This window comes from Metapseudomonas phytobenefica (assembly GCF_043392685.1).
Lineage (GTDB): Bacteria > Pseudomonadota > Gammaproteobacteria > Pseudomonadales > Pseudomonadaceae > Metapseudomonas.
The window spans coordinates 55,156-77,234 of sequence record NZ_JBHZGM010000027.1; the positions used below are offsets into that span (position 1 = coordinate 55,156).

Consider the following 22,079-nt stretch of genomic DNA (forward strand, 5'->3'; position numbering starts at 1 on the left):
GCAGTCCGACGGTTATGCATCTCCACCCTACACTTATCCCTTGAAAATCGGGTGCCGCTCGCTGAATCCGTAGCGGGTTGCATTTACCGCAATCTCCCGTTGGAAGGGGCGATCACGCGTCATGGCTCAAGGCTTTGATTTCGGAAAATTCGCGGCCATTGCGGCGTATTTTCTGTCGGACGGCCTTACGTCCTGAATGGGTTGCAGCGGTTGGGGTGGCAAATATGGCGAACACCCGGAACCAGGCCGCTTTTGGCGGCGTTCGCGACTATAGCAGTAATCATTAAGTGCTTCAAATCCATAAAAAATTGTTATGATGCGCAGATGAATACTCCCGCCTCTCCAACCTCCGGCGTCCAGCTGCTTGAGGTTGCGCCGGAATATGCCGGCCAACGAATCGACAATTTCCTACGCACCCAGCTGAAAGGTGCGCCCAAGACATTGATTTATCGCATCCTTCGCAAGGGCGAGGTTCGTGTGAACAAGGGGCGCGTCAAGCCCGAATACAAACTCCAGGCGGGCGATGTGGTACGGGTTCCGCCGCTGCGCCTGTCTGAGCCGGATGAGCCGACGCCGGTTGCCCAGGGAATGCTGGAACGCCTGGAGGCCGCGATCGTCTACGAAGACAAGGCGCTGATCGTGCTGAACAAGCCGGCCGGCATCGCGGTTCACGGCGGCAGCGGCCTCAGTTTCGGCGTGATCGAGGCCTTTCGTCAGTTGCGCCCCGAAGCCAAGGACCTGGAACTGGTGCATCGCCTGGATCGCGACACCTCCGGTCTGCTGATGATCGCCAAGAAGCGCAGCATGTTGCGTCACCTTCACGAGGCGCTGCGTGGCGATGGTGTCGACAAGCGTTATCTCGCACTCGTGCGTGGTAGCTGGCCGACCTCGAAGAAGAAGGTCAGTGCGCCATTGCTGAAGAACAACCTGCGCTCGGGCGAGCGGATGGTCGAGGTTAACCCCGAGGGCAAGGAGGCGCTGACCGAGTTCCGCGTCGTGCGTCGTTTCGGTGAGTTCGCCACGCTGGTGGAAGCCAGCCCGATCACTGGACGTACCCACCAGATTCGCGTGCACGCCAAGCATGCCGGTCATTCCATTGCCGGTGACCCCAAGTACGGAGACGAGGATTTCACCCGCGAGATTCGCGAGCTGGGAGGCAAGCGCCTGTTCCTGCATGCGCATTCCCTGGCGATCAATCTTCCCGATGGCGGCCAGCTGGAGCTGGAAGCGCCGGTGGATGAGATGTGGCGGCAAACCCTGGAGCGTCTCGGTGCCTGATTACCAGCTGCTTATCTTTGACTGGGACGGCACGCTGGTCGACTCCATTGCCCGTATCGTCGAGTCCATGCGTGTGGCGGCTGACGTGTCCGGGCTACCGTGGCGCGACGATGCCGCAATCAAGGGCATCATCGGTCTCGGATTGCCGGAAGCCATCGCCACTCTTTATCCGGAGTTGGATGATTCGCTTCGTATCGACGCCTTCCGCAAGATTTATAGCGAGCACTACATTGCTCTGGAGCGTCAGCCTTCGCCGCTATTCGAGGGTGTGGCGGAGGCGCTGGAGGCGTTTCGCGAGGAGGGTTATCGTCTGGCGGTGGCCACCGGCAAGGGCCGTGGCGGCCTCGATCGGGTGCTGGCGGGGCATGGCTGGCTGGACTATTTCGACGTTACTCGCTGTGCCGACGAAACCGCGAGCAAGCCTGATCCGCGCATGTTGCAGGAGATCCTGGCGCATTGCGGGATGACGGCGGAGCAGGCTGTGATGGTGGGGGATTCGCCCTTCGACCTGCGCATGGCGCATCGGGCCGGCATGGATTGCGTGGCGGTGGGCTATGGCGCCCAGCCGCTTGCAGAGTTGCTCAAGGAGTCGCCGAAGTTGGCGATCGAGCGTTTCGAGGAGTTGCGACACTGGCTGGGCGGTAATCTGAGCCGGCAATCCCGAGAGGTGGAGATCTATGTCTGACGAATGGAAAGAACCGGCTGCCGACAAGACTGAAGAGAAGAGCTGGAAACTGCTTGAAAAGGCAGTCCTGGCGGGTGTTCAGGAGCAGCGGCGTGCCCGGCGCTGGGGGATTTTCTTCAAGCTTCTGACCTTCATTTATCTGTTCGTCGCGTTGGTGATGCTCTTGCCAGCCTTTGATCTGCAGAAAAGCGCGGCGCGCGGGCTGGAACATACTGCCCTGGTGGAAGTTCGCGGCATGATTGCCGATGAGGAGGCGGCCAGTGCCGATAACATCGTGACTGCTCTGCGCGCGGCCTTCGAGGATCCGAAGACCAAGGGCGTGGTGCTGCGCATCAATAGTCCGGGCGGCAGTCCGGTGCAGTCCGGTTACATCTACGACGAGATTCGCCGGTTGCGCGAGGTGCACAAGGACATCAAAGTCTACGCCGTGATCGCCGACCTGGGGGCGTCCGGTGCCTATTACATCGCCAGTGCGGCGGATGAGATCTATGCCGACAAGGCGAGTCTTGTCGGGTCCATCGGGGTCACTGCGGCGAGCTTTGGATTCGTCGATGCGATGAGCAAGCTGGGTGTCGAGCGTCGTGTCTATACCTCGGGCGAGCACAAGGCCTTCCTGGATCCGTTCCAGCCGCAGAAGCAGGAAGAAACCGAGTTCTGGCAAGGCGTCCTGAACACCACTCACCAACAGTTCATCGAAAGCGTGAAGAAGGGGCGCGGCGATCGGCTCAAGGTCGATGGCCATCCCGAGCTGTTCAGTGGCCTGGTCTGGTCTGGTGAGCAGGCGCTGGAGCTGGGGTTGGTGGACAAGCTTGGCAACACCAGCTTCGTTGCGCGCGAGGTCATCGGTGCAAAGGAGATCGTCGACTACACCGTCCAGGAGTCGCCTTTCGATCGCTTCTCGAAGAAGTTTGGCGCCAGCGTTGCCGAGCGGCTAGCGCTGTGGATGGGGTTCCAGGGGACGAGCCTGCGCTGAGGTGGGCGGTTGTCCCTGTGAAGCAAGCCCGGCCGTTGCCGGGCTTTCCTTTATTAGGAGTCAGGGAATCTGCACGCCTTCGGCGAGCAGCATATCGACCAGGCGAATCAGGGGCAGGCCGACCAGGCTGGTGGCGTCCGTGCCTTCGGTGGCGCGGAACAGGCTCACGCCAAGGCCTTCCGCCTTGAAGCTGCCGGCGCAGTCGTAGGGTTGTTCTGCTTCCAGGTAGCGGCAGATACGTGTCTCGTCCAGTTCGCGGAAGTGCACGGTGAATGGCACGCAATCGACCTGATGCTGTCCGGTCGCGCTGTTCAGTAGGGCGAGGCCGGTCAGGAAGCTGACGCTGGTGCCGCTCGCGGCCATCAGCTGGTCGCGGGCGCGCTCGAAGCCGTGAGGCTTGCCGAGGATCTGTTGGCCCAGTACGGCGACCTGGTCGGAGCCGATGATCAGGTGATCCGGGTGCCGGTCGGCGAGGGCGCGAGCCTTTTCCAGGGCGAGGCGGCGCACCAGTTGTTCGGCAGATTCTTCAGGTTTGCGGCTTTCGTCGATGGCCGGAGCGCACCAGGTGAAGGGGAGGCGCAGGCGTTCGAGCAGTTCGCGGCGATAGGGGGAGCTGGATGCGAGCACCAGGGGCAGCATTGGCGATCTCCGGACATGTGGGGTGGGCGATTCTATAGACGCGCTCCGACTGCGGACAATGCGGAAATTCCTTTGACAGGGGAGGGGGGCGTCCCTAGAATGTCGCGCCTATGTTGAATGGGCCGATTCCACCTCATGTAGATCCGCGCAAGTTGGCGGACCGCGAAGTCACTCTAGAGGGTGAGATCGCGCTCGCCAGCCTGGAGCGACTCTGCGATCCCCTTGCGGACAATGCAGGCAGCATTCATGCGCGCCTGGAGTTTGGCCGCGATGAGCGTCGTACTGTGGTCATCCACAGTCGGATCGATGTTGAGGTCAAGATGGTTTGCCAGCGTTGTCTAGAGCTGGTCGCCCTGAACATCCACAGCGAATGCGATTACGCCGTGGTGAGGGAAGGGGCTGACAGTCAGTCGCTGCCGAAGGGCTATGACGTGCTGGAAGTGGGAGAAGATCCCTTGGATCTGATGACTCTGGTCGAGGATGAGCTGTTGCTCGCCCTCCCCATAGTTCCGGCCCATGACCCTGAAGATTGCCAGCAGCCGGCGGGTCTCGATGAGCCCGAGCCGAGCGAGGACGAGGTTTCGCGGTCCAACCCGTTCAGCGTACTGGCGCAGTTAAAGCGTGACCCAAACGTTTAGGAGTTAATTGATTATGGCTGTTCAGCAGAACAAAAAATCCCGCTCGGCACGCGACATGCGTCGTTCCCACGACGCCCTCGAAGCCAATGCACTGTCCGTAGAGAAGAGCACTGGTGAAGTTCACCTGCGCCACCATGTTTCTCCGGACGGCTTCTACCGCGGTCGCAAAGTGGTCGACAAGGGCGCTGCCGAGTAATCCTTGGCTGCCTCGATCATCGCGATTGATGCAATGGGCGGGGACTACGGTCCCCGCTGCATTGTTCCAGCCAGCGTCGCCTGTCTGGCTGAATTCCCCTCGCTTCACCTGGTCCTTGTCGGCCAAGCTCCCCTCCTCGAAGAACTCGTCGCCCGCATTCCAGTGATCGATCGCCAGCGCCTGCAAATCGAGCATGCCGGCGAAGTGATCGCCATGGACGAGCGCCCGGCGCAAGCCTTGCGTGGCAAGCCGGATTCCTCGATGCGCGTCGCGCTCGATCTGGTGCGCAACGGTCGCGCCCAGGCCTGCGTCAGTGCCGGCAACACCGGTGCCTTGATGGCGCTTTCCCGCTATGTCCTGAAGACCTTGCCCGGCATCGATCGTCCGGCGATGGTCAGTGCCATTCCCACCGCTCGTGGCTACTGCCACCTGCTGGATCTGGGGGCCAACGTCGATTGCAGTGCCGAGCATCTCTATCAGTTCGCAGTGATGGGGGCGGTTGCCGCCGAGGCCATGGGCACTGCTCGTCCGCGGGTTGCGCTGCTGAATGTCGGCACCGAGGACATCAAGGGCAATCAGCAGGTCAAGTTGGCGGCGAGCCTGTTGCAGCGGGCCGAAGGCCTCAACTACATCGGCTATGTCGAGGGTGATGGCCTGTACCGCGGTGATGCGGATGTGGTGGTGTGCGACGGTTTCGTCGGCAACATCCTTCTGAAGTCCAGCGAGGGGTTGGCTTCGATGATTTCCTCGCGCATGGAGGCCTTGTTCAACGAGAACCTCGGTTCGCGAATAGTGGGTGCGCTGGCGCTGCCGCTGCTGCGTCGCCTGCGTACCGACCTGACGCCTGCGCGCCATAATGGCGCCAGCTTCCTCGGGTTGCAGGGCATCGTCATCAAGAGCCATGGTTCCGCCGGCTCGGATGGTTTCCAGAGTGCCATTCGTCGCGCGCTGATCGAGGTTCGCGAGAATCTGCCGCAGCGTCTTCACGGCCGTCTGGAGCATCTGTTGCTGTAGGATGTGACCATTACCGGCAGCCTGTCATCCAACTGTCAGTTTCCTGCGCTTGGCTACGCCTGGCGTCAATCTCCCTATACCGCCAGATAAGGGACCTCACTCAATGTCCGCATCCCTCGCTTTCGTTTTTCCCGGTCAGGGTTCCCAGTCTCTGGGCATGCTGGCCGAGCAGGGGGGCCAGCACAAGCTGGTCCTGGATACCTTCGCCGAAGCTTCCGAGGCGCTCGGTTATGACCTCTGGGCGCTGACCCAGCAAGGTCCGGAAGAACAGCTCAATCAGACCGACAAGACCCAGCCCGCCATTCTCACCGCCTCCATCGCTCTGTGGCGTCTGTGGCTAGCTGAAGGTGGCGCGCGTCCGGCCTATGTCGCAGGTCACAGCCTGGGCGAATACTCGGCCCTGGTCGCCGCCGGCAGCCTGGGCTTCACCGATGCGGTGAAGCTGGTCGAACTCCGTGGCCAGCTGATGCAGCAGGCCGTACCGGCAGGGCAGGGCGGCATGGCGGCCATTCTCGGTCTTGAAGACGCCGATGTACTGGCGGCCTGCGCCGAAGCGGCCGAGGGCGAAGTGGTCAGTGCCGTGAACTTCAACGCGCCTGGCCAGGTTGTGATCGCCGGTGCCGCTGCCGCGGTCGGGCGTGCCATCGAGGCTTGCAAGGCCCGTGGCGCCAAGCGCGCCATGCCGCTGCCGGTGAGTGTTCCGTCCCATTGCGCGCTGATGAAGCCTGCCGCCGAACGCTTCGCCGAATCGGTCGAAGCCCTGGCCTGGCAGTCTCCGCAGATTCCGCTGGTGCAGAACGTCAGTGCTGCTGTGGTGGCTGATCTCGCCGAGCTCAAGCGCGACCTGCTGGCCCAGCTGTACAGCCCGGTTCGCTGGGTCGAGTCGATGGTGAGCCTGTCCGAGCGTGGCGTGACCGACCTGGTCGAGTGCGGCCCGGGCAAGGTGCTGTCCGGCCTGAACAAGCGCTGCGTGAAGGGTGTCAACACCCACAACCTGGATACCCCTGATGCTTTCGCGGCCGCCCGTGCTGCGCTGGCCTGAACAAGGAGAAGACCTATGAGTCTGCAAGGTAAGGTGGCATTGGTCACCGGTGCGAGCCGTGGCATTGGCCAGGCTATCGCCCTCGAACTGGGCCGTCAGGGCGCCGTGGTAATCGGCACTGCGACCTCCGCTTCCGGCGCCGAGAGCATCGCCGAGTTCCTCAAGAACAACGGCATCGAAGGTGCCGGCCTGGTACTGGACGTCAGCAATGATGAGTCGGTCGCCAGCACCCTGGAACACATCCAGCAGCATCTGGGCCAGCCGCTGATCCTGGTGAACAACGCCGGTATCACTCGCGACAACCTCATGCTGCGCATGAAAGACGACGAATGGTTCGACGTCATCAACACCAACCTCAACAGCCTGTACCGCCTGTCCAAGGCCGTCCTGCGTGGCATGACCAAAGCTCGTTGGGGTCGCATCATCAACATCGGTTCGGTGGTGGGTGCCATGGGTAACGCCGGTCAGACCAACTACGCCGCAGCCAAGGCCGGTCTTGAAGGCTTCAGCCGCGCCCTGGCGCGTGAAGTCGGCTCCCGCGCCATCACCGTCAACGCTGTGGCTCCGGGTTTCATCGACACCGACATGACCCGCGAACTGCCGGAAGCCCAGCGCGATGCGCTGCTGACCCAGATTCCGCTGGGTCGTCTGGGCCAGGCCGAAGAGATCGCCAAGGTAGTGGGATTCCTCGCTTCCGACGGCGCTGCCTACGTTACCGGGGCTACCATTCCGGTGAACGGCGGCATGTACATGAGCTGAATGTGACGAATCCCTTCGGGGAGTTGTCATATGCGCTGTCTAGAATTCGTTATAAGAGTGCAGTCGGGTTATAGACATTTTGTTGCGGCGATCCTGAAAGGGTTCAGGCGTTCAGCTTGAAATGCGGAAAACCCTTTCTATACACTGCAGCCCCAGCTGCACGGACTTTTCCATAGGAGTGAAAACAAGGTATGAGCACCATCGAAGAACGCGTCAAGAAAATCGTCGCCGAGCAACTGGGCGTCAAAGAAGACGAAGTCACTAACAGCGCTTCCTTCGTTGAAGACCTGGGCGCCGACTCCCTTGACACCGTTGAGCTGGTGATGGCTCTGGAAGAGGAATTCGAGACCGAAATCCCGGACGAGCAAGCCGAGAAGATCACCACCGTTCAGGAAGCCATCGACTACATCAACGCTCACGCGCAGTAATGTAGTCGTCGGTTAGCCGACGCGGACAAGCCGCACGACCCGACCGGGCGTGCGGCTTTTCTTTAGCCGATTGCTGAAAAACCACGGATTGCGCGTTACCTGCCGGGCTTTTCAACAGTCTGTTAATTCGAATCAACCGCCGTGTAGAGATTGAAGAAGGAGATCGCTGTGTCGCGTAGACGCGTCGTGGTCACTGGCCTTGGCATGCTGTCGCCTCTGGGTACCGATGTATCGAGCAGTTGGCAGGGAATTCTGGCTGGCCGTAGTGGCATTGGCCCGATCGAGCATATGGACCTGTCCGCCTATTCCACCCGTTTCGGTGGTTCGGTGAAGGGGTTCAACGTCGAGGAATATCTGTCGGCCAAGGAAGCGCGCAAGCTTGACCTGTTCATCCAGTACGGCCTTGCGGCGAGCTTCCAGGCCGTTCGCGACTCCGGCCTCGAAGTCACCGATGCCAATCGCGAGCGCATCGGTGTGGCCATGGGCTCCGGCATCGGTGGCCTGACCAACATCGAGAACAACTGCAAATCCCTGCACGAGCAGGGGCCGCGCCGGATCTCGCCGTTCTTCGTTCCGGGCTCGATCATCAACATGGTGTCCGGCTTCCTGTCGATCCATCTGGGTATCCAGGGGCCGAACTACGCCATCGCCACCGCATGCACCACCGGTACCCATTGCATCGGCATGGCGGCACGCAACATCGCCTATGGCGAAGCGGACGTCATGGTCGCCGGTGGTTCCGAAATGGCCGCTTGCGGCCTGGGACTGGGCGGTTTCGGCGCAGCCCGTGCGCTGTCGACCCGCAACGACGATCCGACCCGTGCCAGCCGTCCGTGGGACAAGGGGCGTGATGGTTTCGTGCTGTCCGACGGCGCCGGTGCCCTAGTGCTGGAAGAGCTGGAACACGCCAAGGCGCGTGGCGCGACCATCTATGCCGAGCTGATCGGTTTCGGCATGAGTGGCGATGCCTACCACATGACTTCGCCGCCGGACGATGGCGCCGGTGCGGCCCGCTGCATGCGCAATGCCCTGCGCGATGCCGGCCTGAATGCCGACCAGGTGCAATACGTCAACGCTCACGGAACCTCCACTCCGGCCGGCGACTTGGCTGAAGCCATGGCACTGAAGTCGGTGTTCGGCGATCAGGCCTACAAGTTCGCGGTCAGTTCGACCAAATCCATGACCGGCCACCTGCTGGGTGCGGCGGGCGCGGTGGAGGCGATCTTCAGTGTGCTGGCCCTGCGCGACCAGGTGGCACCGCCGACCATCAACCTGGAGGAGCCGGACGACGGCTGCGACCTCGACTTCGTGCCCCACGAAGCGCGTTCCATGCCCATCGATGTCGTGCTGTCCAACTCCTTCGGCTTCGGCGGCACCAACGGCTCCCTGGTATTCCGTCGGTTCGTGGGCTGATGCCGAGCTGGGTCGACGGTCACCCGGCCGAGTCGCTTTCCATCAAGGATCGCGGCCTGGCCTACGGCGATGGGCTTTTCGAGACCATCGCCGTGCGTGCCGGACAGCCCCCGCTGCTCGAATATCACATGGTGCGTCTGGCAGAAGGTTGCCGGCGCCTTGGTATCCCGCTGGATCTCCAACTGATGCGCACCGAGTTGCTGGCCTTTGCGGCTGGGCTGGGGGAGGGTGTCGCCAAGTTGATGATCACCCGCGGCGAAGGCTTGCGCGGCTATGCGCCACCGCCTGTCGCGTTGCCTCGGCGCATCCTGCAAAGCAGCCCGTTCCCGGCCTATCCGGAAGCTAATGGAGAACAGGGCGTGCAGCTCTTTCCCTGCGCGACTCGTCTTGCCGAGCAGCCCCTGCTTGCCGGTCTCAAGCATTTGAATCGCCTGGAGCAGGTGCTGGCCCGGAGTGAGTGGCAGGGCGGCGAGTTCGCCGAGGGCCTGATGCGTGACCAGTCCGGTCGTGTGATCGAAGGTGTTTTCAGCAACCTGTTCATCGTGCAGGAAGGCGTGCTGGTCACCGCGGATCTTTCGCGTTGCGGCGTCGCGGGTGTGATGCGAGCAGCGCTGCTCGACAGCGCCAGGGCGAAAGGCCTGAAGGTCGAAGTGCGTGACATTTCCCTCGAGGAGTTTTTCCAGGCCGACGAGATATTCCTCTGCAACAGCCTCTTCGGCGTCTGGCCGGTGCGTTCTGTAACAGGCCATCACTGGCCGGTCGGGCCGCTGACCCGTAAACTTCAGGCCATCGCCCGCGATCTACTGGACATCTGATTCGTGATACGCAAATTCCTGCTGATGCTGGAGGCAGGCCTGCTTCTGGCCGGCTTGCTCGTCGCCTTTGCCGGCTGGCAGCAGAGCGTCACCCTCAAGCAACCCCTGAACATCTCCGCCGAAAGGATGCTGGAAGTGCCGGCCGGTGCCACACCGGGCGGCCTGCTCAAGCGTCTGGAGGAGGAGGGGGTGCTGAACAATGCCTTCTGGCTGCGCCAGTACTGGCGCTTCAACCTGACCAACGCATCCCTGCACAGCGGCGAATACCGCCTGACGCCAGGGATGAGTGCCGACGACCTGCTGGGGCTCTGGCAGCGCGGTGAAGTCGTGCAGTACAGCCTTACCCTGGTGGAGGGCTGGAACTTCCGCCAGGTGCGTGCAGCACTGGCCAGGCAGACCAAGCTGGAACAGACCCTGGCCAATGTCAGCGACGCCGAGCTGATGGCCCGTCTCGGTCGCCCGGGGGAGTACCCGGAAGGCCGCTTCTTCCCCGATACCTATCGTTTCGTGCGCGGCATGCGCGATATCGACCTGCTGAAACAGGCGCGGGACCGCCTCGATCAGGTCCTGGCCGAGGAGTGGGACAAGCGCGCGGATCGGCTGCCCTATAACGACCCCTATCAGGCACTGATCATGGCTTCCCTGGTGGAAAAGGAAACCGGCGTGCCGGCCGAACGCGGGCAGATTGCCGGCGTTTTTGTCCGGCGTCTCAATACCGGGATGCTGCTGCAAACCGACCCCACCGTCATCTATGGCCTGGGGGAGCGTTACAACGGCAACCTCACCCGCGACCACCTGCGCGAGCCGACGCCCTACAACACCTACGTCATCAGCGGTCTGCCGCCGACTCCGATTGCCCTTGCCGGTCGCGAGGCCATCCATGCCGCTCTGCATCCGGCCGAGGGCAGGAGCCTCTATTTCGTCGCCCGTGGCGATGGCAGCCATGTATTCTCCGAGACCCTGGGCGAGCACAACCAGGCCGTGCGCGACTTCCAGTTGAAGCGTCGCAACGGTTATCGCTCCAGCCCGGCCCCGCAATGAAAAAGGACACCCAGTGAGCGGTCTGTTCATCACCCTGGAAGGCCCGGAAGGTGCCGGTAAAAGCACCAATCGCGAATACCTCGCCGAGCGTCTGCGTAGTCACGGCATCGAGGTCGTGCTGACCCGCGAGCCGGGCGGTACGCCGCTGGCCGAGCGCATTCGCGAACTGCTGCTGACCCCCAGCGACGAAGCCATGGGCGTCGATACCGAACTGCTGCTGGTATTCGCCGCTCGCGCCCAGCACCTGGAGGCGGTGATCAAACCCGCGTTGGCTCGCGGCGCCGTGGTGCTCTGCGATCGCTTCACCGATGCCACCTACGCCTATCAGGGTGGTGGTCGTGGCTTGTCGGAGGCGCGCATCGCGCTACTGGAAAATTTCGTCCAGGGCGACCTTCGTCCCGACCTGACCCTGGTATTCGATCTGCCTGTGGAAGTCGGCCTGACCCGTGCGGCCGCTCGCGGTCGGCTGGATCGTTTCGAGCAGGAAAAGCGCAGCTTCTTCGAAGCCGTGCGCCAGACCTACCTGCAGCGCGCGCAGGCCGCCGCCGAGCGCTACAGGGTGATCGACGCCTCGCTGCCGCTGGCCGAAGTGCAGGCCAATCTCGACAAGTTGCTGCCTGAGTTACTGGAGCGTTGCCATGGCTGAGGCCTTTCCCTGGCAGGAAACGCTCTGGCAGCAGCTGGCGGGCCGCCCGCGGCACGCCCACGCCTATCTGCTGCATGGCCCTTCCGGCATTGGCAAGCGTGCCTTGGCCGAGCGCCTGATGGCGCGTCTGCTCTGCCACAGCCCGGCCGGGCTCGATGCCTGCGGCCAGTGCAAGGCGTGTCTGCTGCTGGCGGCAGGTACCCATCCAGATGCCTTCGTGCTGGAGCCGGAAGAGGTCGACAAGGCCATTCGCATCGATCAGGTGCGCGAGCTGGTTGAGTTCGTGGTGCAGACCGCGCAGCTCGGCGGGCGCAAGGTGGTGTTGCTGGAGCCAGCCGAGGCGATGAACATCAACGCTTCCAACGCCCTGCTCAAGAGCCTGGAAGAGCCCTCAGGCGACACCGTGCTGCTGTTGATCAGCCACCAGCCCAGCCGCCTCCTGCCCACCATCAAGAGCCGTTGCGTGCAACAGGCTTGCCCTCTGCCCAGCACCGCCCAGAGCCTGGCCTGGCTGGGAAGCGCCTTGCCGGACGCATCCCCCGAGGAGCTGCATGAATTGCTGGTACTGGCTGGCGGCTCCCCGCTGTCGGCGTTGCGCCTGGAAGGGCAGGGTGTGCGTGCCCAGCGCAGCGAAGTGGTGGAGGGCGTGAAGAAGCTGCTCAAGCAGCAGGTAGGCGCCAGCCAGTTGGCCGAGGGGTGGAATGCCGTGCCGTTGCCCCTGCTGTTCGACTGGTTCTGCGACTGGGCGCAGCTGATGCTGCGTTTCCAGCTCACCCGTGATGAGGCGGGGCTGGGGCTGAACGATATGCGCAAGGTGGTGCAGTACCTTGCGGAGAAGGCTCCGCAGCACAAGATCCTGGCCATGCAGGACTGGCTGCTGCTGCAGCGGCAGAAGGTCCTGAACAAGGCTAACCTCAACCGTGTATTGCTTCTCGAAGCGCTACTGGTGCAGTGGGCAAGCCTGCCCGGGCCGGGCTAGAATCGGTCGCTGAACCCGCTTTCCAGGAAAACCGCATGAGCCTGCCGCCGAATCTGGGCCCGCGTAACGGGATCCTGTCCTTGACCATCAAGGACAAGTCCGTGCTGTATGCCGCCTACATGCCGTTCATCAAGAACGGTGGCCTGTTCATTCCGACCAACAAGACCTACAAGCTGGGCGACGAAGTATTCATGCTGCTCAACCTGATGGATGAGCAGGAAAAGATCCCGGTCGCCGGCAAGGTGGTCTGGATTACGCCCAAGGGCGCCCAGGGCAACCGCGCAGCGGGTATCGGCGTCCAGTTCAACGATGGCGACAGCGGCGCGCGCAACAAGATCGAAACCTACCTCGCTGGCGCCCTCAAGTCCGACCGTCCCACCCATACGATGTAACCGGCCGTTGGGCTCCGGCTGCAAGCGGCAGGCTTGAAGCTGGCGCCTGCGCCTGGAGCCTTGAAGCATGCTGATCGACTCCCATTGCCACCTGGACCGCCTCGACCTGGCTGCCCATGATGGCTCCCTCGATGCCGCCCTCGATGCCGCCCGTGCTCGCGGTGTCAGCCAGTTCCTCTGCATCGGCGTGAGCGCCGACAACGCGGGGACGGTGAAATCTCTCGCCGAGCGTTACGACGACGTGCATTGCTCCGTCGGCGTTCACCCGCTGGACCTGCAGCCGGGCGAATCCCTGGCGCTGGACTGGCTGCTCGCCGAGCTGGAACACCCGCGTGTGGTGGCGATCGGCGAGACGGGCCTGGACTATCACTACGAGCCTGAAGCCGCCGAGCTCCAGCAGCAGGCATTCCGCCTGCACCTGGAGGCGGCGAAGGTGACCGGCAAGCCGGTCATCGTGCATACCCGGGAGGCCCGGGCCGACACCCTGGCTCTGCTGCGCGATGCGGTGCTGCCCCAGGCCGGAGTGCTGCACTGCTTCACCGAGGACTGGCAGATGGCCCGCGCCGCGCTCGACCTCGGTTACTACATTTCGCTCTCCGGCATCGTCACCTTCCGCAATGCCGATGCCCTGCGAGAAGTGGCCCGCCAGGTGCCGGCCGACCGTCTGCTGGTGGAAACCGATTCGCCTTATCTCGCCCCGGTGCCCTACCGTGGCAAGCCCAACCTGCCGCAGTACGTGCGTGAAGTGGCGGAGTTCCTCGCCGATTTGCGAGGCGTGTCGTACGAGGCTTTCGCCGAGCAGACCGGCGAGAACTACCTGCGCCTGTTTCCCCTCGCGCGGCGTGGCTGAAGCGCCCTCCCGAGGCGCTCGACAAAAGCCGCGCACAAAAAAAACCCGGGTTCTGGGGGATGAATCCGGGTCAAGACCATTAGGAGTAAAACAAAGGAACGCGATCCACGGTTCCTCGACTGGCTGGGCACTTGGGGGGAGATGCCGCGCGCCAGTAAGAAGAAGTATTGGCCATTATCCCCATGCGTCCAGATAGCCAGTGGCGATTCTTAAACCTATTTGGAATACAGTGGCCGCCGCTGAGTCCTCATGCGTCTGCCATCTGGCGTAGCAGCGCCAGCGTCTCGTCCAGTACGCGGAATTCGGTGTAGAAATGCGGCGAAAAGCGGATTCCGCCACCGCGCTGGGCGCAGACCACCTGCTCGGCGCGCAGGCGCTCGAACAGTGCTTGATTGTCCCATCCATCCAGGCGGAAATTGAGAATGCCGGCACGGCGCAGGGGATTCGGCGGGCTCAGCAGTTGCACGCCAGGAATCCGGGCCAGTCCGTCCTGCAGCCACTGCACGCGCTCGGCCAGGTCTTTCGCCACCTGTTCCATGCCGACTTCCTCCAGCAGGGACAGGCTTGCCTCCAGAGCCATGGCGCCCAGCATGTTGGGGCTGCCGCATTCGAAACGGCGCGCAGTGCGTGAGGGCTCCCAGTCGGGGCGTTCGTAATCTCCGGGGTGTTCCAGCATGTGCCAGCCGTACTCGTGGAGTTTCAGGTGCTGGCGCAGGTCGGCGCGGCAATAGAAGACCCCGAGGCCTTCCGGGCCCAGCAGCCACTTATGCCCATCGGCCATCGCGAAGTCGCAATCGATGGCCTGGACGTCGAAGGGCAGGGCACCCAGTTGCTGGATGGCGTCGACGCAGAAGAGGACCCCGCGCTTGAGGCACTCCTGGCCGAGGCGGTGCAGGTCCAGGCGCAGGCCAGTGGCATATTGCACAGCGCTGATGGACAACAGGCGGGTGCGCGGGCCAAGGGCGGCGATCAGGGCGCCTTCCGGGTCGGGGCCGTTGAGCGGCACCTGGAGGGCATCCACGCCGAAGCGTTCAAGCGCTTGCCAGACGACCCGGTTGGATGGGAATTCCTGGTCGCTGATGACGACTTGATCACCTGTGCTCCAATCCAGACCAAAGGCAACGAAAGACAGGGCTTCCGATGTATTCTTGACCAGCGCAAGATCGGCCGTGGTCGGAGCATTCAGTAGTCTGGCCAGGCGTTCGCGCAGACGACGCTCTACCATCAACCAGTCGGGATAATCCCTTGCACCGATGCGGCAGTTCTCTTCGGAGAAGCTCTGGACCGCGCGGGTCGCGCGTTTCGGCCAGGGCGCGACGGCGGCATGGTTGAGATAGCGGAGCCCGTCGGCCTGGGCAAACTCATCTTGCAATAAGCTCATAGTCGGATGATCCGTGCATTTTTACGCCAGATAGGCATAATACGCGGCTTGATTTTTGACCCCACAGTCCCTTTATGCAGAAAGAACCCCGTAAAGTCCGTGAGTTCCGCCGCCGCGAGCAGGAAATTCTCGACACCGCCCTGAAACTCTTCCTCGAAGAGGGCGAAGACAGCGTTACCGTCGAGATGATCGCCGACGCAGTGGGTATCGGCAAAGGCACCATCTACAAGCATTTCAAGTCGAAGGCGGAGATATATCTGCGCCTGATGCTCGACTACGAGCGTGACCTGAACGCGCTGTTCCATTCGGCGGATGTGGACCGTGACAAGGAGGCACTGTCGCGTGCCTACTTCGAGTTCCGCATGCGCGACCCGCAGCGTTACCGCCTGTTCGATCGCCTGGAAGAGAAGGTGGTGAAGAACAGCCAGGTCCCGGAGATGGTCGAGCAGCTGCACAAGATCCGCGCGTCCAACTTCGAGCGTCTCACCCAGCTGATCAAGGGGCGTATCGCCGAGGGCAAGCTGGAAGACGTGCCGCCATACTTCCATTACTGCGCTGCCTGGGCCCTGGTGCATGGCGCTGTCGCGCTTTACCACTCGCCGTTCTGGAGCAATGTGCTGGAGGATCAGGAAGGTTTCTTCCAGTTCCTCATGGATATTGGCGTGCGCATGGGTAACAAGCGCAAGCGCGAGGCCGAGTCGCCCGCCGGATGACGCATCCAGTGCACCTGTAACGCGGTCCCGGATATGTGCGATGCGGGTCGCAGGGATATACTCCGGTGTACCTCATGCCGGAGCGTCCCATGATCGTCGATCGCCAAGGCAGGCGCTTCCGCAACCTGCGAATCAGTCTTACCGCCGCCTGCAACTACGCCTGTACCTACTGCGTGCCAGACGGCAAGCGGCTGGTGGCGGCACAGGATGAACTCTCCGCCGAGGCCATGGTGCGTGGGGTGGCCTATCTCATCGAGGCCGCCGGCATAGAACGCCTGCGGATCACCGGTGGTGAGCCGTTGGTGAGTCCCAAGCTCGATCCTTTCCTTCGCGAGGTCAGCAAGCTCGGCCTCGATGACATCAGCATCACCAGCAATGGTCAGTTGCTCTCCCGCAGGTTGCCGCTGCTACTGGATTGCGGCATCCGTCGCCTGAATATTTCCCTCGATACCCTGAATGCCGACGAGTTCCGCAGCATCGCCCGTGGCGGCGATCTCGCCACGGTGCTCAAGGGGCTCGACGAGGCGAGGTCGGCCGGTCTCAAGATCAAGGTCAATATGGTGCCGCTGCGCGGCAAGAACCTCGACCAGGTCCTGCCGTTGCTGGACTACTGCCTGGAGCGTGGTTTCGAGCTGCGCTTCATCGAGCTGATGCGCATGGGCCACCTGGCTCGTGATCCCAATACATTCCACCAGCAGTTCGTGGGGCTGGAAGAGTTGCTGGCACTGATCCGCACCAGTCATGAGTTCGTCCAGGCCGACGCACCGCTGGATGCCACGGCCATCCGCTATCGCGTTCCGGGCGCAGGCTACTTCGGCGTAATCGCCAATGAGAGCGTGCCGTTCTGCCGGACCTGCTCGCGCCTGCGCCTGTCTTCCACGGGGTGGCTGCATGGCTGCCTATCCTCGAGCAATCGCCATTATGTCGGCGACCTGCTGGAGAAGCCCCGGCACGAAGCGCTGCCGGCATTGCAGCGGCTGCTGGTCAAGGCCCTGGCGGACAAACAGGACATCGCCTTTTCCGGCGGCGTCACTGTGATGAAGATCATCGGCGGTTGATGGCGCGGAAGCTGCATTGGTTCTCTATCCGCCGGTTTTTCGTCGCCGGCGCCTGGAGGACACACGATGCGTAGTTTGATTCTGTTGCTGGTGCTTCTCGGTCTTGCCGGCTGCATGAAGGTCAGCGACATGGCCGAAGGCACTCGCGAGCAACTGAGCGATGCCGGATTCCTGGACCACAGCGAAACCCGCCGCGCCAGCTCGTGGCGCCTGCAGCCCGACTCTTTCATCTTCATCGCCCAGGGCTACTTCGTACCGCCGGGTTCCGCCTACCCGCGACCCAATGTGGTGGCCGAGGAGGCGTTCAACGGCTTCGTCGAATACTTCCCCATGGTGCGCCGCGCCAAGGGGCCGGCCGGTCTGGAGGAGGCGATGGGCCAGGCTCGTGTGGTCGGTGCGCACTACCTGCTATATGCGCGCTTCGCCAGCGCCGATGATCGCATCGGGACCGTCGAGGAGTGGGAAGATCAGGAAGCGCTGGACCGTCTGGGTCGCGACCGTGGCGTGATCCAGTTGATGCTGATCGAAACCAATACCCGTTACCTGGTGGACTCCACGCGAATCCGCAATCGTGGCGGTTTTCTGACGTTCTACGATGCAAAGCCTGAAGACCTGATCGGGCCGCCGCTGGAAGAGTATGCTCGCAGTCTGATCGGATTGAGTCGTTGAGGAGAGTGAAATGAGCGATCCCGGCAAGGCCGGCGACCTGCTGGCGCAGATTCCCAAGGGCGACAAGCCCGGCGGTGCGCCCGTTCATTTGTGGAATCCGCCATTCTGCGGCGACATCGATATGCGCATCGCCCGGGACGGCACCTGGTTCTACCTGGGCACGCCGATTGGCCGCAAGCCCATGGTAAAGCTGTTTTCCAGTGTGATTCGCAAGGATGGCGCGGACTATTTCCTGGTCACACCCGTCGAGAAGGTGGGCATCCAGGTGGAGGATGCACCCTTCGTCGCCGTTCAACTGCAGGTCGAGGGAGCAGGGGAGGAGCAGCAGCTGCGCTTCGTCACCAATGTGGAGGACGAGGTAGTGGCGAGTGCGGCGCATCCGCTGCGAGTCGAGCTGGACCCGGAGACCCAGGAGCCCTCGCCCTATGTGCTGGTGCGCACCAATCTGGAAGCGCTGATCCATCGCAATGTCTTCTACCAGCTGGTGGAACTGGCAGTACCGCGTGAGATCGACGCCATAACCTGGCTTGGCGTGTGGAGCGGCGGGGAGTTCTTCCCGATCGGCCCGGTGCCCTGGTAGCCGGAAGGCGGACATGAAAAAGGCTCCCGAGGGAGCCTTTTTCGTGCCTGCATTACATGTTGGGGTAGTTCGGGCCGCCGGTGCCTTCCGGGGCTACCCAGGTGATGTTCTGGGCCGGGTCCTTGATGTCGCAGGTCTTGCAGTGCACGCAGTTCTGGGCGTTGATCTGGAAGCGCTTGGCGCCGTCGTCCTGGGTCACCACCTCATATACGCCAGCCGGGCAGTAGCGCTGCGCCGGTTCGTCGTACAGCGGCAGGTTTTTCGCGATCGGGATGCTCGCGTCGGCCAGCTTCAGGTGGCAGGGCTGTTCCTCTTCATGGTTGGTGTTGGAGAGGAATACCGAACTGAGCTTGTCGAAGCTGAGCTTGCCATCCGGCTTCGGATACTCGATGCGCCTGGACTCTGCGGCGGGCTTCAGACAGGCGTAGTCGGGCTTGTTGTCGTGCAGGGTGACCGGGATCTTGCCGCCGAACCAGTTCTGGTCGATGTAGTTGAACGCACCACCTACCAGTGCGCCGAACTTGTGGATCGCCGCGCCGAAGTTGCGGCTGCGGAACAGCTCGTCGTACAGCCAGCTGGACTTGAAGGCGTCGACGTAGCCGGTCAGCTCGTCACCGCCTTCCTTGCCGGCGGCCAGGGCGGCGGCCACGGCTTCGGCGGCCAGCATGCCGGACTTCATCGCGGTGTGGCTGCCTTTGATCTTGGCGAAGTTCAGGGTGCCCAGGTCGCAGCCGATCAGCGCGCCGCCGGGGAAGACCATCTTCGGCAGCGAGTTCAGGCCGCCCTTGCAGATGGCGCGGGCGCCGTAGGCGACGCGCTTGCCGCCTTCCAGGTACTGCTTGATCACCGGGTGGTGCTTGTAGCGCTGGAATTCGTCGAAGGGCGACAGGAAGGGGTTGCTATAAGACAGGTCGACGATCAGGCCGACGACCACCTGGTTGTTTTCCAGGTGATAGAGGAAGGAGCCGCCCGGGTTTTCGTCGTTCAGCGGCCAGCCGGCGGTGTGGACCACCAGGCCGGGCTGGTGCTTGGCCGGGTCGATGTCCCAGATTTCCTTGATGCCGATGCCGTAGTGCTGGGCGTCGGCTTCGGCGTCGAGCTTGTACTTCTTGATCAGCTGCTTGCCGATGTGGCCACGGCAGCCTTCGGCGAACAGGGTGTACTTGGCGCGCAGTTCCATGCCGGGGGTGTAGTAACCCTCTTTCGGGTTGCCTTCACGGTCCACGCCGAGGTCGCCGGTGATGATGCCGCGCACCACACCGTTTTCGTCGATCAGCGCTTCCTGGGCGGCGAAGCCCGGGTAGATCTCCACGCCCAGGCCTTCAGCCTGCTGGGCCAGCCAGCGGCAGAGATTGCCTAGGGAAATGATATAGTTGCCCTCGTTGTGCATGGTCTTGGGCACGAAGAGGCCGGGGACCTTGATCGCGGCGTCGGCATCCTTGAGCATATAGATGTCGTCGCGGGTGACCGGAGTGTTCAGCGGGGCGCCCAGGTCTTTCCAGTCAGGGAAGAGTTCGTTCAGGGCCCGCGGTTCGAATACGGCGCCGGAGAGAATGTGGGCGCCCACTTCGGAACCCTTCTCGACCACGCATACGCTGATCTCTTGACCAGCTTCCGCGGCCTTCTGCTTCAGTCGGCACGCGGCAGACAGGCCAGCAGGGCCAGCGCCGACGATGACGACGTCGAATTCCATGTATTCGCGTTCCACAGTCAATCTCCTCAAGGCTCTTCGATATTTTGTGTTGGAGGGCTAGGCTCGATCCCTGACCTGAGCCGGCGCATTATATCCAGAGCCTGTGGCGGGTCCAATACAAACGTTTGTTTGAATTTTGTGAAGCCCTGATAGGATAAGGCTCTGCGGCTTATCGCGGGGTATTTTGCTGTATTGACCGGAATAGGTGATCCGGTCAAGATACGGGCGGTTTTGCGCTCGCTGTCTGGGCTGAAAGTCGGTTCCGGCCGACCTGCATCACTGGCCAGGCTCGTCTTGGCGACATTCTTATTAACCGGAGAGTAACGAGGAATCCATGAAGGTTCTTGTAGCTGTCAAACGAGTGGTCGACTACAACGTCAAGGTCCGCGTCAAGGCGGACAACTCCGGCGTCGACCTTGCCAACGTGAAGATGTCGATGAACCCCTTCTGCGAAATTGCCGTGGAAGAAGCCGTCCGTCTGAAAGAGAAAGGCGTAGCGAGTGAAATCGTCGTCGTCACCATCGGCCCGAACACCGCTCAAGAGCAGCTGCGTACGGCCCTGGCCCTGGGCGCCGATCGCGCCATCCTGGTGGAAAGCAATGACGAGATGAACTCCTTGGCCGTGGCCAAGCTGCTGAAGGCCGTGGTCGAGAAGGAACAGCCGAAGCTGGTCATCCTCGGCAAGCAGGCCATCGACAGCGACAACAACCAGACCGGCCAGATGCTCGGCGCCCTCACCGGCTACGCCCAGGGCACCTTCGCCTCCAAGGTCGAGGTGGCAGGCGACAAGGTCAACGTCACCCGTGAAATCGACGGCGGTCTGCAGACCGTGGCGCTGAACCTGCCGGCGATCGTGACCACCGACCTGCGCCTGAACGAGCCGCGCTACGCGTCGCTGCCGAACATCATGAAAGCCAAGAAGAAGCCGCTGGACGTGGTGACTCCGGACGCCCTGGGTGTTTCCACCGCGTCCACCGTCAAGACCCTGAAAGTCGAAGCACCAGCCGCCCGCCAGGCTGGTATCAAGGTCAAGTCCGTGGCTGAACTGGTCGACAAACTGAAGAACGAAGCGAAGGTGATCTGAGATGGCTGTCCTGGTAATCGCTGAACACAACAACGGCGCGCTGGCAGCCGCCACACTCAACACCGTGACCGCCGCGCAGCAGATCGGTGGCGAGGTGGTCATCCTCGTGGCAGGGCAGGGCGTCGGTGCCGTGGCCGAAGCCGCTGCCAAGATCGCCGGCGTGTCCAAGGTGCTGGTAGCCGACAACGCCGCCTACGCGCATCAGCTGCCGGAAAACGTCGCGCCGCTGGTTGCGGAGCTGGGCAAGGGCTACAGCCACGTGCTGGCGCCTGCGACCACCAACGGCAAGAACTACCTGCCGCGCGTCGCTGCCCTGCTGGACGTCGACCAGATCTCCGAGATCATCGCCGTTGAAAGCGCCGACACCTTCAAGCGTCCGATCTACGCCGGTAACGCCATCGCCACCGTGCAGTCCTCGGCTGCGGTGAAGGTGATCACCGTGCGTACCACCGGTTTCGACGCCGCTGCCGCTGAAGGCGGCGCTGCTGCTATCGAGGCCGTCGGCACCGTCACCGACGCCGGCACCTCCGCCTTCGTCGGTGAAGAGCTGGCGAAGTCCGACCGTCCGGAACTGACCGCAGCCAAGATCGTCATCTCCGGCGGCCGTGGCATGCAGAACGGCGACAACTTCAAGCACCTCTACGCCCTGGCTGACAAGCTGGGCGCCGCCGTAGGCGCGTCCCGTGCCGCCGTCGACGCCGGCTTCGTGCCGAACGACATGCAGGTCGGCCAGACCGGCAAGATCGTCGCGCCGCAGCTGTACATCGCCGTGGGCATCTCCGGTGCCATCCAGCACTTGGCCGGCATGAAGGACTCCAAGGTCATCGTCGCGATCAACAAGGACGAAGAAGCCCCGATCTTCCAGGTGGCGGATTACGGCCTGGTGGCTGACCTGTTCGAAGCCGTACCGGAACTGGAAAAACTGCTGTAATAGCGTTTTCCCGCTTGCCGTACAGAAAACCCGCTCCTCGGAGCGGGTTTTTTTATTGTGTGCGCCAGGCATGGCGCGTAGCGCCGTGACTGGCGCTGTTCGGTTCACTGTGGTGGTGAACTGGACGACTTGGAGGTGGAAGTCCTCTGCACGCCCGGCAAGGGGAAGTGCTAGCGGAAGGC

The 22,079-nt window shown here is 62.6% G+C and carries 25 protein-coding genes; 22 read left to right on the plus strand and 3 right to left on the minus strand.

From position 1 onward, the window contains the following. The first annotated feature begins 324 nt into the window (after positions 1-324). Genes rluC through sppA form a run of 3 tightly spaced genes read left to right on the plus strand, consistent with a single transcriptional unit; the run spans position 325 to position 2,936 of the window. Positions 325-1,278 carry a 23S rRNA pseudouridine(955/2504/2580) synthase RluC gene (gene rluC, locus ACFW0B_RS19655; RefSeq protein ID WP_449150670.1) on the plus strand — a complete coding sequence of 318 codons (954 nt, stop codon included), beginning with the start codon at positions 325-327 and terminating at the stop codon, positions 1,276-1,278. Further along, complete coding sequence (locus tag ACFW0B_RS19660; RefSeq protein ID WP_449150671.1) at positions 1,271-1,963, plus strand: HAD-IA family hydrolase; 693 nt, start codon at positions 1,271-1,273, stop codon at positions 1,961-1,963. The genes rluC and ACFW0B_RS19660 overlap by 8 nt, the downstream gene beginning before the upstream one ends. Continuing rightward, positions 1,956-2,936: a signal peptide peptidase SppA gene (gene sppA, locus ACFW0B_RS19665; RefSeq protein ID WP_449150672.1), complete on the plus strand. Its 981-nt coding sequence runs from the start codon at positions 1,956-1,958 to the stop codon at positions 2,934-2,936. Before ACFW0B_RS19660 ends, sppA begins: the two co-directional genes overlap by 8 nt. Before the next feature lie 60 nt (positions 2,937-2,996). Here the strand turns inward: sppA and ACFW0B_RS19670 are convergent, their stop codons facing one another. Next, positions 2,997-3,575 (minus strand): Maf family protein, encoded by a 579-nt coding sequence (locus tag ACFW0B_RS19670; RefSeq protein WP_449150673.1) that lies wholly within the window; start codon positions 3,573-3,575, stop codon positions 2,997-2,999. 110 nt (positions 3,576-3,685) lie between these two features. Between ACFW0B_RS19670 and ACFW0B_RS19675 the strand changes: the two genes are divergently transcribed. The 13 genes from ACFW0B_RS19675 to ACFW0B_RS19735 all read left to right on the plus strand — a co-directional run bounded on the left by ACFW0B_RS19675 (position 3,686) and on the right by ACFW0B_RS19735 (position 13,788). Continuing rightward, entirely contained in the window at positions 3,686-4,213 is a 528-nt protein-coding gene (locus tag ACFW0B_RS19675; RefSeq protein WP_449150674.1) for a YceD family protein, read from the plus strand. Between the two features lie 13 nt (positions 4,214-4,226). Beyond that, complete coding sequence (rpmF, locus tag ACFW0B_RS19680; RefSeq protein ID WP_069084611.1) at positions 4,227-4,409, plus strand: 50S ribosomal protein L32; 183 nt, start codon at positions 4,227-4,229, stop codon at positions 4,407-4,409. Between the two features lie 3 nt (positions 4,410-4,412). Next, the gene (plsX, locus tag ACFW0B_RS19685) at positions 4,413-5,423 is read left to right on the plus strand and encodes a phosphate acyltransferase PlsX (RefSeq protein ID WP_449150675.1); all 1,011 of its coding nucleotides are present in this window, start codon (positions 4,413-4,415) and stop codon (positions 5,421-5,423) included. Positions 5,424-5,526: 103 nt separating this feature from the next. Beyond that, complete coding sequence (gene fabD, locus ACFW0B_RS19690) at positions 5,527-6,465, plus strand: ACP S-malonyltransferase (protein WP_449150676.1); 939 nt, start codon at positions 5,527-5,529, stop codon at positions 6,463-6,465. Positions 6,466-6,480: 15 nt separating this feature from the next. Further along, positions 6,481-7,224 carry a 3-oxoacyl-ACP reductase FabG gene (fabG, locus tag ACFW0B_RS19695; protein ID WP_449150677.1) on the plus strand — a complete coding sequence of 248 codons (744 nt, stop codon included), beginning with the start codon at positions 6,481-6,483 and terminating at the stop codon, positions 7,222-7,224. Positions 7,225-7,415: 191 nt separating this feature from the next. Beyond that, complete coding sequence (acpP, locus tag ACFW0B_RS19700) at positions 7,416-7,652, plus strand: acyl carrier protein (RefSeq protein ID WP_016493661.1); 237 nt, start codon at positions 7,416-7,418, stop codon at positions 7,650-7,652. Positions 7,653-7,820: 168 nt separating this feature from the next. Continuing rightward, positions 7,821-9,065 carry a beta-ketoacyl-ACP synthase II gene (fabF, locus tag ACFW0B_RS19705; RefSeq protein ID WP_449150678.1) on the plus strand — a complete coding sequence of 415 codons (1,245 nt, stop codon included), beginning with the start codon at positions 7,821-7,823 and terminating at the stop codon, positions 9,063-9,065. Then, positions 9,065-9,880, plus strand: a complete 816-nt coding sequence (pabC, locus tag ACFW0B_RS19710) for an aminodeoxychorismate lyase (RefSeq protein WP_449150679.1) — start codon at positions 9,065-9,067, stop codon at positions 9,878-9,880. The genes fabF and pabC overlap by 1 nt, the downstream gene beginning before the upstream one ends. A 3-nt stretch (positions 9,881-9,883) precedes the next feature. Further along, positions 9,884-10,921: an endolytic transglycosylase MltG gene (gene mltG, locus ACFW0B_RS19715; RefSeq protein WP_449150680.1), complete on the plus strand. Its 1,038-nt coding sequence runs from the start codon at positions 9,884-9,886 to the stop codon at positions 10,919-10,921. A gap of 13 nt (positions 10,922-10,934) precedes the next feature. Continuing rightward, positions 10,935-11,567, plus strand: a complete 633-nt coding sequence (gene tmk / locus ACFW0B_RS19720; RefSeq protein WP_449150681.1) for a dTMP kinase — start codon at positions 10,935-10,937, stop codon at positions 11,565-11,567. Next, entirely contained in the window at positions 11,560-12,546 is a 987-nt protein-coding gene (locus tag ACFW0B_RS19725) for a DNA polymerase III subunit delta' (protein WP_449150682.1), read from the plus strand. Before tmk ends, ACFW0B_RS19725 begins: the two co-directional genes overlap by 8 nt. 35 nt (positions 12,547-12,581) lie before the next feature. Continuing rightward, a complete protein-coding gene (locus ACFW0B_RS19730) occupies positions 12,582-12,938 on the plus strand; it encodes a PilZ domain-containing protein (RefSeq protein WP_028627861.1) in 357 nt (118 codons plus the stop codon). Positions 12,939-13,005: 67 nt separating this feature from the next. Next, positions 13,006-13,788 carry a TatD family hydrolase gene (locus ACFW0B_RS19735; RefSeq protein WP_449150683.1) on the plus strand — a complete coding sequence of 261 codons (783 nt, stop codon included), beginning with the start codon at positions 13,006-13,008 and terminating at the stop codon, positions 13,786-13,788. A 247-nt stretch (positions 13,789-14,035) separates the two neighbouring features. Here ACFW0B_RS19735 and ACFW0B_RS19740 read toward each other — a convergent pair whose 3' ends face one another. Further along, positions 14,036-15,169, minus strand: coding sequence for an aminotransferase class V-fold PLP-dependent enzyme (locus ACFW0B_RS19740; RefSeq protein ID WP_449150684.1), 1,134 nt, complete (start codon positions 15,167-15,169; stop codon positions 14,036-14,038). 74 nt (positions 15,170-15,243) lie between these two features. On the opposite strand from ACFW0B_RS19740, the gene ACFW0B_RS19745 reads away from it, so the two are divergent. The 4 genes from ACFW0B_RS19745 (at position 15,244) to ACFW0B_RS19760 (ending at position 18,189) form a co-directional block, all read left to right on the plus strand. Continuing rightward, positions 15,244-15,882 carry a TetR/AcrR family transcriptional regulator gene (locus ACFW0B_RS19745; protein WP_151135132.1) on the plus strand — a complete coding sequence of 213 codons (639 nt, stop codon included), beginning with the start codon at positions 15,244-15,246 and terminating at the stop codon, positions 15,880-15,882. Positions 15,883-15,971: 89 nt separating this feature from the next. After that, on the plus strand, positions 15,972-16,940 hold the full coding sequence (locus ACFW0B_RS19750) for a GTP 3',8-cyclase MoaA (protein WP_449150685.1): 969 nt from the start codon (positions 15,972-15,974) through the stop codon (positions 16,938-16,940). Between the two features lie 66 nt (positions 16,941-17,006). Next, positions 17,007-17,609 carry a DUF4823 domain-containing protein gene (locus tag ACFW0B_RS19755; RefSeq protein ID WP_449150686.1) on the plus strand — a complete coding sequence of 201 codons (603 nt, stop codon included), beginning with the start codon at positions 17,007-17,009 and terminating at the stop codon, positions 17,607-17,609. 10 nt (positions 17,610-17,619) lie between these two features. After that, positions 17,620-18,189 carry a DUF1285 domain-containing protein gene (locus tag ACFW0B_RS19760; RefSeq protein WP_449150687.1) on the plus strand — a complete coding sequence of 190 codons (570 nt, stop codon included), beginning with the start codon at positions 17,620-17,622 and terminating at the stop codon, positions 18,187-18,189. Positions 18,190-18,241: 52 nt separating this feature from the next. Here ACFW0B_RS19760 and ACFW0B_RS19765 read toward each other — a convergent pair whose 3' ends face one another. Then, the gene (locus tag ACFW0B_RS19765) at positions 18,242-19,897 is read right to left on the minus strand and encodes an electron transfer flavoprotein-ubiquinone oxidoreductase (protein WP_449150688.1); all 1,656 of its coding nucleotides are present in this window, start codon (positions 19,895-19,897) and stop codon (positions 18,242-18,244) included. Positions 19,898-20,216: 319 nt separating this feature from the next. Here ACFW0B_RS19765 and ACFW0B_RS19770 point away from each other — a divergent pair, with 319 nt between their 5' ends. Both ACFW0B_RS19770 and ACFW0B_RS19775 read left to right on the plus strand, forming a co-directional pair. Next, positions 20,217-20,966, plus strand: a complete 750-nt coding sequence (locus tag ACFW0B_RS19770) for an electron transfer flavoprotein subunit beta/FixA family protein (RefSeq protein WP_449150689.1) — start codon at positions 20,217-20,219, stop codon at positions 20,964-20,966. A 1-nt stretch (position 20,967) separates the two neighbouring features. Further along, positions 20,968-21,897 (plus strand): electron transfer flavoprotein subunit alpha/FixB family protein, encoded by a 930-nt coding sequence (locus tag ACFW0B_RS19775; RefSeq protein WP_449150690.1) that lies wholly within the window; start codon positions 20,968-20,970, stop codon positions 21,895-21,897. Positions 21,898-22,079 lie beyond the last annotated feature (182 nt).

What these genes read in the sequence shown, in the direction of transcription:
- rluC (WP_449150670.1), top strand. Translation starts at nt 325, where the DNA reads ATGAATACTCCCGCCTCTCCAACCTCCGGCGTCCAGCTGCTTGAGGTT.
- sppA (WP_449150672.1), top strand. Translation starts at nt 1,956, where the DNA reads ATGTCTGACGAATGGAAAGAACCGGCTGCCGACAAGACTGAAGAGAAG.
- ACFW0B_RS19670 (WP_449150673.1), bottom strand. Translation starts at nt 3,575, where the DNA reads ATGCTGCCCCTGGTGCTCGCATCCAGCTCCCCCTATCGCCGCGAACTG.
- ACFW0B_RS19675 (WP_449150674.1), top strand. Translation starts at nt 3,686, where the DNA reads ATGTTGAATGGGCCGATTCCACCTCATGTAGATCCGCGCAAGTTGGCG.
- rpmF (WP_069084611.1), top strand. Translation starts at nt 4,227, where the DNA reads ATGGCTGTTCAGCAGAACAAAAAATCCCGCTCGGCACGCGACATGCGT.
- fabD (WP_449150676.1), top strand. Translation starts at nt 5,527, where the DNA reads ATGTCCGCATCCCTCGCTTTCGTTTTTCCCGGTCAGGGTTCCCAGTCT.
- fabG (WP_449150677.1), top strand. Translation starts at nt 6,481, where the DNA reads ATGAGTCTGCAAGGTAAGGTGGCATTGGTCACCGGTGCGAGCCGTGGC.
- acpP (WP_016493661.1), top strand. Translation starts at nt 7,416, where the DNA reads ATGAGCACCATCGAAGAACGCGTCAAGAAAATCGTCGCCGAGCAACTG.
- pabC (WP_449150679.1), top strand. Translation starts at nt 9,065, where the DNA reads ATGCCGAGCTGGGTCGACGGTCACCCGGCCGAGTCGCTTTCCATCAAG.
- ACFW0B_RS19725 (WP_449150682.1), top strand. Translation starts at nt 11,560, where the DNA reads ATGGCTGAGGCCTTTCCCTGGCAGGAAACGCTCTGGCAGCAGCTGGCG.
- ACFW0B_RS19730 (WP_028627861.1), top strand. Translation starts at nt 12,582, where the DNA reads ATGAGCCTGCCGCCGAATCTGGGCCCGCGTAACGGGATCCTGTCCTTG.
- ACFW0B_RS19735 (WP_449150683.1), top strand. Translation starts at nt 13,006, where the DNA reads ATGCTGATCGACTCCCATTGCCACCTGGACCGCCTCGACCTGGCTGCC.
- ACFW0B_RS19740 (WP_449150684.1), bottom strand. Translation starts at nt 15,169, where the DNA reads ATGAGCTTATTGCAAGATGAGTTTGCCCAGGCCGACGGGCTCCGCTAT.
- ACFW0B_RS19745 (WP_151135132.1), top strand. Translation starts at nt 15,244, where the DNA reads ATGCAGAAAGAACCCCGTAAAGTCCGTGAGTTCCGCCGCCGCGAGCAG.
- ACFW0B_RS19750 (WP_449150685.1), top strand. Translation starts at nt 15,972, where the DNA reads ATGATCGTCGATCGCCAAGGCAGGCGCTTCCGCAACCTGCGAATCAGT.
- ACFW0B_RS19755 (WP_449150686.1), top strand. Translation starts at nt 17,007, where the DNA reads ATGCGTAGTTTGATTCTGTTGCTGGTGCTTCTCGGTCTTGCCGGCTGC.
- ACFW0B_RS19760 (WP_449150687.1), top strand. Translation starts at nt 17,620, where the DNA reads ATGAGCGATCCCGGCAAGGCCGGCGACCTGCTGGCGCAGATTCCCAAG.
- ACFW0B_RS19770 (WP_449150689.1), top strand. Translation starts at nt 20,217, where the DNA reads ATGAAGGTTCTTGTAGCTGTCAAACGAGTGGTCGACTACAACGTCAAG.
- ACFW0B_RS19775 (WP_449150690.1), top strand. Translation starts at nt 20,968, where the DNA reads ATGGCTGTCCTGGTAATCGCTGAACACAACAACGGCGCGCTGGCAGCC.